This window comes from Acinetobacter sp. V91_7 (assembly GCF_031799075.1).
In the GTDB taxonomy this organism is placed as follows: domain Bacteria; phylum Pseudomonadota; class Gammaproteobacteria; order Pseudomonadales; family Moraxellaceae; genus Acinetobacter; species Acinetobacter calcoaceticus.
Genome location: NZ_JAVQNT010000004.1, coordinates 1 through 8,635, shown reverse-complemented (window position 1 = coordinate 8,635; position 8,635 = coordinate 1). Strand labels below are relative to the sequence as shown.

Annotated in this window: 7 protein-coding genes and 3 pseudogenes; 4 read left to right on the top strand and 6 right to left on the bottom strand. The window is 33.9% G+C overall.

Annotated features, from left to right (window positions below; genetic code table 11):
• Positions 1-523: fimbria/pilus periplasmic chaperone (locus tag RMB03_RS00380; protein WP_311073063.1), on the bottom strand; the 523-nt coding region annotated here is incomplete at its 3' end.
• Between the two features lie 90 nt (positions 524-613).
• Positions 614-1,147, bottom strand: a complete 534-nt coding sequence (locus RMB03_RS00375) for a fimbrial protein (RefSeq protein ID WP_311073061.1) — start codon at positions 1,145-1,147, stop codon at positions 614-616.
• Between the two features lie 276 nt (positions 1,148-1,423).
• Between RMB03_RS00375 and RMB03_RS00370 the strand changes: the two genes are divergently transcribed.
• Both RMB03_RS00370 and RMB03_RS21020 read left to right on the top strand, forming a co-directional pair.
• Positions 1,424-2,314, top strand: coding sequence for a LysR family transcriptional regulator (locus RMB03_RS00370; protein ID WP_311073059.1), 891 nt, complete (start codon positions 1,424-1,426; stop codon positions 2,312-2,314).
• A gap of 129 nt (positions 2,315-2,443) precedes the next feature.
• Positions 2,444-2,582: pseudogene (locus RMB03_RS21020) on the top strand (acid phosphatase); the annotation flags it as partial.
• A 23-nt stretch (positions 2,583-2,605) separates the two neighbouring features.
• Here the strand turns inward: RMB03_RS21020 and RMB03_RS00365 are convergent.
• Complete coding sequence (locus tag RMB03_RS00365; RefSeq protein ID WP_311073058.1) at positions 2,606-3,913, bottom strand: hypothetical protein; 1,308 nt, start codon at positions 3,911-3,913, stop codon at positions 2,606-2,608.
• A gap of 1,393 nt (positions 3,914-5,306) precedes the next feature.
• On the opposite strand from RMB03_RS00365, the gene RMB03_RS00360 reads away from it, so the two are divergent.
• Positions 5,307-5,762, top strand: a complete 456-nt coding sequence (locus tag RMB03_RS00360) for a hypothetical protein (RefSeq protein WP_311073056.1) — start codon at positions 5,307-5,309, stop codon at positions 5,760-5,762.
• Between the two features lie 285 nt (positions 5,763-6,047).
• Here RMB03_RS00360 and RMB03_RS00355 read toward each other — a convergent pair.
• Together RMB03_RS00355 and RMB03_RS00350 are read right to left on the bottom strand one after the other, a co-directional pair.
• A pseudogene (locus RMB03_RS00355) lies at positions 6,048-6,323 on the bottom strand (integrase); the annotation flags it as partial.
• 76 nt (positions 6,324-6,399) lie between these two features.
• Positions 6,400-6,729 (bottom strand): annotated as a pseudogene (locus RMB03_RS00350) (winged helix-turn-helix transcriptional regulator); the annotation flags it as partial.
• Between the two features lie 186 nt (positions 6,730-6,915).
• On the opposite strand from RMB03_RS00350, the gene RMB03_RS00345 reads away from it, so the two are divergent.
• Positions 6,916-8,157, top strand: a complete 1,242-nt coding sequence (locus RMB03_RS00345; RefSeq protein WP_311073054.1) for an NADH:flavin oxidoreductase/NADH oxidase family protein — start codon at positions 6,916-6,918, stop codon at positions 8,155-8,157.
• Positions 8,158-8,392: 235 nt separating this feature from the next.
• On the opposite strand, the gene RMB03_RS00340 is transcribed toward RMB03_RS00345, so the two are convergent.
• A partial coding sequence (locus RMB03_RS00340) for a hypothetical protein (RefSeq protein ID WP_311073052.1) occupies positions 8,393-8,635 on the bottom strand: 243 nt, incomplete at its 5' end.

Genomic DNA, 8,635 nt, shown 5'->3' with positions numbered 1-8,635 from the left:
TTAAATTTTGACCAGATTTAATCCATTGAAGCTTATCTGATGCTAAATTCGCATCGTCTTTAATCGAAGCTGGACGATAGAAGAATTTAATACGCGAACGAATTGCAAGTTGCAGGAAATTATCAGGTGTCGTATCTTCACTTTTTGAAGTTGGTCTTGGAGGAATATCCAAAACATTTAACCACAAAACTGTTTCTTGCTTTTGATTTAGCTGAGAAGCAGTTGGTAAAGCCGTAATACGAAGGGTCTGACTTTTTGTAGCTTCAACACGAGAAATAGGAGGTGCAATCATAAAAGGTACTTTAGACTGATCCGGAGTACTTTTTGTGTCGCCTTCATCAAGCCATGCTTGGACAAGTGCTGGCTTTGAACCGTTATTACTAACTTGTAGCGTAACTTCTCTAGCATCCGAAGGATAAATTACACGAGTACCATGAATTACAATTTCTGCTTGAGTAGCAGGTGCGACAACCGCTGAAGCAAATGCCAAACTTAACAAAAAATTATAACTGTTCAATTTCATTTCAGAATTCTCAACCAAGAAAGATTCGGGAAAGCAGTACACAAAAAGACAGGGATTCCATGCGGACATAGAAACCCTCTCATCCATCAATTATTGATAGATAATTGTGTATTGAACAGAAGTATTTACTTTACCAGCAGTAGAAGCGCCAGTTGCATAGTATTCAGCATAGTAGTTAAGGTCAGCACTTGCGCCTTCAGCTACGTCAACCCATTGAGAGTTAGCTTGAGCACCATTTGCACCCGCAGCAAGTACTGGGATGAAATTGTTATTATCCCCTAAAAGTTGAACGTTAACGTTTTGAGCACCAGTAGCGTCTTGGTTAAGTAAACGACCAGTATTAAAGTCAACAGTTGCACCTGGTTCGAAGAAAGTCGCTACTTTACCTTCAGAACAGTTAGCTAAGTTGATTTGGAAAGGAGTACGGCCAGCTGTATCCCCAGCTGCAGCTAAAGTTTGTTTAGAAACAGTTGGAAGAGTAACTGTGAAGTCTTTACCTGCAGGGGTAACGATGTCACAAGTTTTGTCTGTAACTAAACCATTAATTGTAATTGTACCATCAGCAGCTTGAGCATTCGCAATCCCTACCACTGAAAGAGCAGCGATCAAAGCAAGTTTTTTCATATACATAAGCCTTCTAAATATAATTAATAAATGAGTTAATAAAAATAACATAACCAACACAATGAAATTGGTGATGTTTATTCACATAATAATTTCTTTTAATGAAACATATACTGGTGATTTTGTTTTATATTATTGATTTTTAATGTAAAAAATAAAATTTTAAACATATTAATATTAAGTAGTTCTTGACAAAAGCAAGATGTTGTTAAGTATAGTATTAAAAGATTTTTAATTGTTTACTATTTATATATGAATGTTATCGTTAGTAATGAGATGCGTAACCTATTAACATTTGTGGTAGTGGCTGAGGCTAAAAGTTTTACAATTGCCGCTAGAAAATTAAATTTAACAAGATCATCTATTAGTAAAATAATATCCCGATTAGAAAAACAACTAAATATTATGTTATTCCGTAGAACAACTAGATATTTGAAGTTAACGACAGAAGGGGAGGTTTTTTTTAAATATTGTAAAAGAGCAATAAATGAGATGAATAATGCAGAACTATTGTTAAATGAAAGCAAAAATGTGCTAGATGGTACTCTGAAAATTTCCTTACCTATAATTTATGGTCGATATAGAGTTATTCCAATTATAAAAAAATTTATAGATGAATTTCCAAAAATAAAAATTGAGATTTATTTTAAGGATGGAGTAGTTGATCTAGCTTTTAGTGAATATGACATTTCAATTTCTACAGAAGAGTTAAATGATAGTAGTAATTTAATGTGTAGAGGGATAGAAAATTATTCAATGTTACTATGTGCTTCGCCAGAATATTTAAAGAGAAATAAGGAAGTTAAATCTATAGATGATCTTTCTAAGCATAAAATAATTAACTATATACAGTCAGGTGCCCCATTAAGGTGGCGGTTTAAAAATAATAATAAGTCTCATGAATATCTACCTAATGCAGGTATATTAATGGATGATATGCAGAGTATATTGGATCTATTGATTGATAATAATGGAGTGGGGTGGCTTCCATCTTGGCTTGTCCACCCTTATTTAGAAAATGGAAATTTAGTTGAATTACTCCCTTGTAGCCGATGTGATATATCTTCAATAAAGATGATATGGGGGAAGAATTCACATACCCCTCTAAAAGTTAGGTTGTTCTTAGATTATATTATTAAAGAGTTATATGAGGAAAGTTTTATTTGATATATGAGGATATAATTTAGTTTGATTTTTGATAATATTGACATTTATTTTAAATGTCTTTTAGTTTTAAATTTATCCAACTGCTGATGCCCGTGCAATTAGATAAAATACTTTTTAAGAGTGTTGTGAATTAATGATAATGGTCTGACTAGTAATATTAAAATGCTATATGATGAGTTGGGGGTAAATGGTTTTAATATCAGTGCCATATCTAGGTGGGATAATCATAATGTATAGTATAAATATAATCAATGTTGATAGTGATAAGTACAGATACAGAACCTAGACAAATTAACAGAACTTTAATGAGCCATAGCAGTTAGAAGAAAAGCTTTGTTTTTGTAATACGATATTTGTCAATGTCATAGATGCTGGTGTTTTTCCGGTTAAATCTACTGTTCCAACAGGAAGATTCCCTAACGCTACGCAATTTAATCCTAAAAAGCCACAATCTACAGCATTTCCAGGAGTATTCAAATATGAGCTCACTTGTCCTAAAGCATCAGTAATGGTTGATAATGCAACATCAACATTGCCTGTTGGGGTAATTTGCCCAATGTCAATTGGGTTGGTCAATTCTAACCACCAACCAGTTTGTGCAACTGATGCAGCCTCAGGCCAAAGGATATTTGCACCTTGAACAGATAAATATCCCGCAGAACCATCTAACTGAGCTGCGTGAAAATAACCTAGACTTTGGTTAATTGCTACATTTACATCTAGATTGTTGACCGTTCCTGTTACATTTCCAGAAATTGGAAGTGGGGCACCTAGAAGAGAGGCGGTCGCATCTAATGTCCCTGTAATTGATAACCCATTAACCTTTGCTGTTGCATTTAGGTTGGCCATAGTGATCCGTTTACCTGTAATCACTTGTTGCGCCATAGAGAGTGTTCCTGTTCCAGCACCTAAATTTAAATTGTAAGCTGTAGAAGAAAAAGGGAGTGTTGCACCCTGACCGAGAACCGTCGCTTGCCCTGTAATTGCGGTATTGGTCCCGTCTTGAGTAATGCCATAATACGGGTTGGTTGTCACGGTTCCTGTTGTTGGCTTGGTGACCAAATAGCCACTTAATGAATTAATACCACTTTCTTTATCTCCATTCTCCAAGCCAAAAGTGAGCAGGCCAGAAAGGGATTGAGCACTTAATCTAAACCCTTGGATTTCGCGAGTAGATGCTGAATCAGGATTTTTAATCGCAAACTCTAAAAAAGGGTTCGTAATGACAGCGGAGGATGCAGCCCGTTCCGCACTTGTACTATCCACAGTCCCTCCGCTCAGACTTAAATAGTCAATATCAATATCACAGGCACCAGCACCATTGACACCGCCACAGCCAAGTTGGAGTTTTCTAATATTGGTATTGATTTCCATCTGAGCATCTAAAGCAAGCCGGTAAAATCCTATGTTTCCATTGTAGTTTGAGTTGCTTACAGAGTCTGTTGGTGCAATATAAGACATGCTCATCAATGCTTGACCACTTGCATTTGATAATTCAGCATCTGTCAGTGGTATTAATGTAGATGCTGCATAAGCTGGGATAAAATACATACTCCCAAGCGCTAAAATTGTTGCACGAAGTAATGTAAATAGCCGCATACTTGGCCTCCGTATTCCTAATTATTTTTTTCTTGACTGTCCTTTTTGTATTACTTTTTAAATTTGCCTCTTTACTAAATCAGTTAATAGATTTACTCAAGAACACTATATCTTTGTGATATTTGGATAGAAATAAACTGATTCTTATCATTTATATCATTAATTGAGAATAATCCTCACTTTTTACATATTTGTTTACATTTATTGCGTAATTTGTTCTATTGTTAAGTATTTCTAAATTATATGGAGGGGTGTAGGCTCCTATACTCGGATGTAGATCTATTTTACTAAGTTTTATTTTATAATTTACTGGATTTATTTTACTGTAAACTTTTGAATAAATTATACTTGGATGATTATTTTACTTGCGGGTATATGTATGTGAATTGGTGCTGGGGTTAATGATTAAAATATTTTATATGTTAGGTCGGCTTTATATTGTATTGGTATTTCTAGTCTTACTTAACTATATTAAGGTATTGAAATATATATTGTTCTGTGTAAGCATAAAAAATAGCTTGTGGGTTGATATTTTATTCATGATTTGTATTCTCTCAATAAAGAACTTGAGTGATTATTCACTGAGCCCATTATTTGCAGCTAATAATGGTTTTTTATAGGTGGTTGAAATACATTTATCTTGTTAATTAATCAGCCTTTAATGAATCGTTAAAGAAAGTTTTTATCAGTAATAATGAAGGGCTAAGTAAATTTATTCTGACACTATGAAAGTGTTGTGAATATGTAGTATCAGCTTGTATATAAGATGGCATGTAAGTTGTTTAACATTAATGTTGGATTTAGATGCTAAGGAGAGTTATATGTCTGAGCAAAAAGCTGATTTGCAAAGTTGTGTAAATTATTCTGAGTTAACTTTGGGTGAGCTATTTGCTATATCTGCTGATAGTAGTTTAATCCAAAAATGTATTTGGCTAAACTAGGTTTAGATAGTTTAATCAAGCTTTGAACAAAACCTGTGATCATACCTAATGATAATCTGAATGAGAATTTAATCATTAAACAGCTTGGATGACTGTATCTACCAATTTGATTGCACTTTTTTTGCCATTGTTGATTGGGATAAAACGAAATTCTGATGTTACATTTACTCACAAAAACCTAGTTGTTGTATTATCTTTCTATAATGGGAAACTATTTCACTTTTATTGACTTTATATTATGAATTTCCAGTTTAAAAAATCATATTAGTTGCTAATTCTAATGATGTTCCGGATATTAATGGAGTGATTAATGATCAGGATATAATTGTGAGGTTTAATATTCCAGATAAACAAAAAATTGAGGTTACTGGGAACAGGACAGATATTCTCTTTTTGGCAAACACTGTTGATTTAATGGAGCGTAGATTAAAGAATAGGGAGTTGATGATTTTATGGATACATTGAATAATACTACGATTATTTTCCCATTTGAAGATGATTTGATCAATAAAATAAATCCAGCTTGTAAAATTGTTCATAGAAATTTTTTCATAAAAATCAAAAAATATATTAGAAATTCAAATAATGATAAATATATAAATTACTTTTTTGAGAAAAATATAAAAGTAAAAATGATAGATCAATCCTATTACTGGGCTGCTAAAGATCTAACGAATATAGATAATTTATCGATATTAAGTACGGGGTTTATAGCAATATTCTATTTTTTAAGCAATAAAGAGTACACAAATTATGATATATATTTATGCGGGTTCACTTTTCACGGATGGTCTGGACATGATTGGGAACAAGAAAAAATATGTGTACTAAATTTAAAAAGTAATAAGAAAGTACATGCTTTTGATGCGATTGATGATGAAAAGCAGCATACATTTGATTGTAGATAAGGAAATCACAAACTAAACCAATCTGTATTTTTCTCAGCTAGCTTGAGGAAATATGCAGCAATCAGTCTTGCTCAGCATCTGATGTACTAATTGCTAGTTTTCAAAATTTGGACAGCAACGATAATAAATTAAAAATGAATTTCTTGCACGATTGAGTCTATTATAAAATAACGTTGTGGTAATTTAATAAGAAATAAAGTGCTTAACATCTATTTTAGCTTTTGATTATCCTTTTATCGATATTGTGGTATGAGACTAAGGTAGATGAGAAACTTTAAATAAAAATTACTCATTACAAAAGTTGGCCCAGTCAGCCATTAAGCTTTTCCGCTTTTCAAGATAAGCTCCACGTAGATAGGCTGCTTCAACCTCATCTGGCAATTTATGAGCAAGTGCATGTTCGCAAACCTCTCAAGGGTAATCAGTCTTGTCAGCTGACCAGTCAGGGAATGTAGAACGGAAGCCATGAGTTGTAATTATTCGATTTTGTTTTGGATCAATATAGCTCAAGTCATTTTCTTTAAATTCTTATTCATGCAGAAGCTTTATTAAGATAGCTAATTAAATATTAAAAATCATGTTACAGCCTAGTGAACATAATAAAACATTTGGAGATCACAATGAGTTTTAAATATTAGAACTGATTGTTGTCACTTAACCATTGACTTCCCCAAGTGGCTAAGGCAAAAATAACAGGAGACAATGCTAGCCCTTGTTCTGTAAGCTGATATTCATAGCGTTTTGGATTTTCTTGATATAGCACTTTTTCTAAAATTTTATCATCAACCAATCGATTTAATCGTTCGCTCAATAAATGTTTAGTAATCCCTAATTGTTTTTCGAAGTCACCAAAACGTTTGGTGTGCATAAAAGCATTTCGAATAATTAAGAGAGTCCAACGATCTCCAAGAATTGATAAACTGCGCGCAATTGGACAGTCTAATCCTGATAATTCATTCCATTTCATTTAAAGCCTCACACAATAATTAACTTTACAAAAATTATTAGTCTCTAAAGCAACTTTTTTAAAGTTAAAAGAATTATTGACAATCTATTTTACCATAGATATCGTTGTTGAGTTGGTTCCTTTTTGGAACCAACTATTTTTTAGCCAGTAACAATCGATATTTGAACATTAAGGTGGTAATCAAAAATGAATTCAAAACCTAAACTCTCGACTCCGCTAGAAATAACGCCGCATATAAAATTAAACAACCGCATAGTAAAGTCTGCTTTAAGTGAAGGTTTGGCTGAGCCCGATGGTCGACCATCAAAATCATTAATACAACTGTATCAGACATGGGCTAATTCAGGTGCTGGGTTAATTATTACAGGAAATGTAATGATTGATTCACGAGCGATAGGAGAGCCTGGTAATGTAGTTATTGAAGATGAAAAACATATAGAATTAATACAGCGATGGGTGACTGTTGCTAAGTCGGGAGGAAGCCAAGTTTGGATGCAAATCAATCATCCAGGGAAACAAGCCATTAAAGGATTAAATAAAGAGACAGTTTCGCCGTCTGCAGTGCCTTTCAATAAAAAAATGGCTCCTTTTTTTGCGACACCACGGGAGCTGACGACAAATGAAATATTAGATTTAATTCAGCGTTATGCAAATACAGCAGAAATTGCAAAAAAAGCAGGATTTGATGGAATTCAATTACATGGTGCACATGGTTATTTAATTAGTCAATTTCTTTCTCCACATCATAATCGACGTACAGATGAATGGGGTGGAACTAATGAAAAGCGACGCAGATTCGTATTGGAAGTTTATAACGCAATTCGCAGTCGTGTAGGAACAGATTTTCCTGTTGCAATAAAGATTAATTCTGCTGATTTTCAACGGGGAGGATTTACAGAAGAAGAATCATTAGAAACTATTCTTACTCTGGAAAAAGTAGGTATTGATTTAATTGAAATTTCAGGTGGAACTTACGAAAAACCTGTAATGCAACTTGGTAATCCTAAAGCATCCACTATAGCTCGAGAAGCATACTTCTTGGAATTTGCGAAGAAAGTTCGTATGAATAGTCAAGTTAAGCTGATGGTAACAGGGGGATTTAGGAGCTTCACTGGTATGGAAGACACTTTGAAGGCAGAGCAGCTAGATTTAATTGGTTTAGGCCGAATTTTTATAATAGAACCTTTAGCTGGACAGAGATTATTAAACGGACTGGAAACTCAATATCAGGTAAAACCTTTAACAACAGGCATTAAATTTATTGATAGTTTGGGGGTCCTGGAAGTCACATGGTATACACGTCAAATGTCACGTATTGGTCGTGGTGAAAAACCACGTCCTAACGAAAGCGGGTTAAAATCTTTTTTATTAGATTTAAAAGATAAAGGTTTTGAGATCTTAAAAAAACGCCGTCTTAGAGCATCTTAAGAGGACAATCACTCTGCACAGGCAATGGGGAAATCTGTCAGTGACTTGGAAAAATAGGATTGAACAACATTTTTAAAGTGGTAGGAGAAGAGGGTTTGGATATTGTTGAGGAGTTTTACACAGAAGAATCCAAATCAGAGCAACATCTAGGTGTTGCGAAGACAATGGTTTAGCATCTCTTTTTGCCAAATACCCCAACACATCGCTGATGAGGTATTTTTTTCTGATTTAAGGTTTAAACCTCCTGTTGAGGTGGTTCCTTATAAAGACCGCGTATCAGAATAGGTAGATTCAGTTCAACTAGGTTGACGGTAGTCGGATAGCATAGTTCAAACAATACTGTACCATGTATGGATGCCCATAAAGCCTGAGCGCAGGCTTCAATATTATCAATCGCATGAAATAAGCCAGTATCAACACCTAATGCTATTAATCCTGAAAATAGCGAGAATGCATTGGAAGAAGCCATCATTTCTAA

Excerpts from the sequence above, each read along its gene's own strand:
- RMB03_RS00365 (WP_311073058.1), bottom strand. The coding sequence starts at position 3,913 with ATGCGGCTATTTACATTACTTCGTGCAACAATTTTAGCGCTTGGGAGT.
- RMB03_RS00345 (WP_311073054.1), top strand. The coding sequence starts at position 6,916 with ATGAATTCAAAACCTAAACTCTCGACTCCGCTAGAAATAACGCCGCAT.
- RMB03_RS00375 (WP_311073061.1), bottom strand. The coding sequence starts at position 1,147 with ATGAAAAAACTTGCTTTGATCGCTGCTCTTTCAGTGGTAGGGATTGCG.
- RMB03_RS00370 (WP_311073059.1), top strand. The coding sequence starts at position 1,424 with ATGCGTAACCTATTAACATTTGTGGTAGTGGCTGAGGCTAAAAGTTTT.
- RMB03_RS00360 (WP_311073056.1), top strand. The coding sequence starts at position 5,307 with ATGGATACATTGAATAATACTACGATTATTTTCCCATTTGAAGATGAT.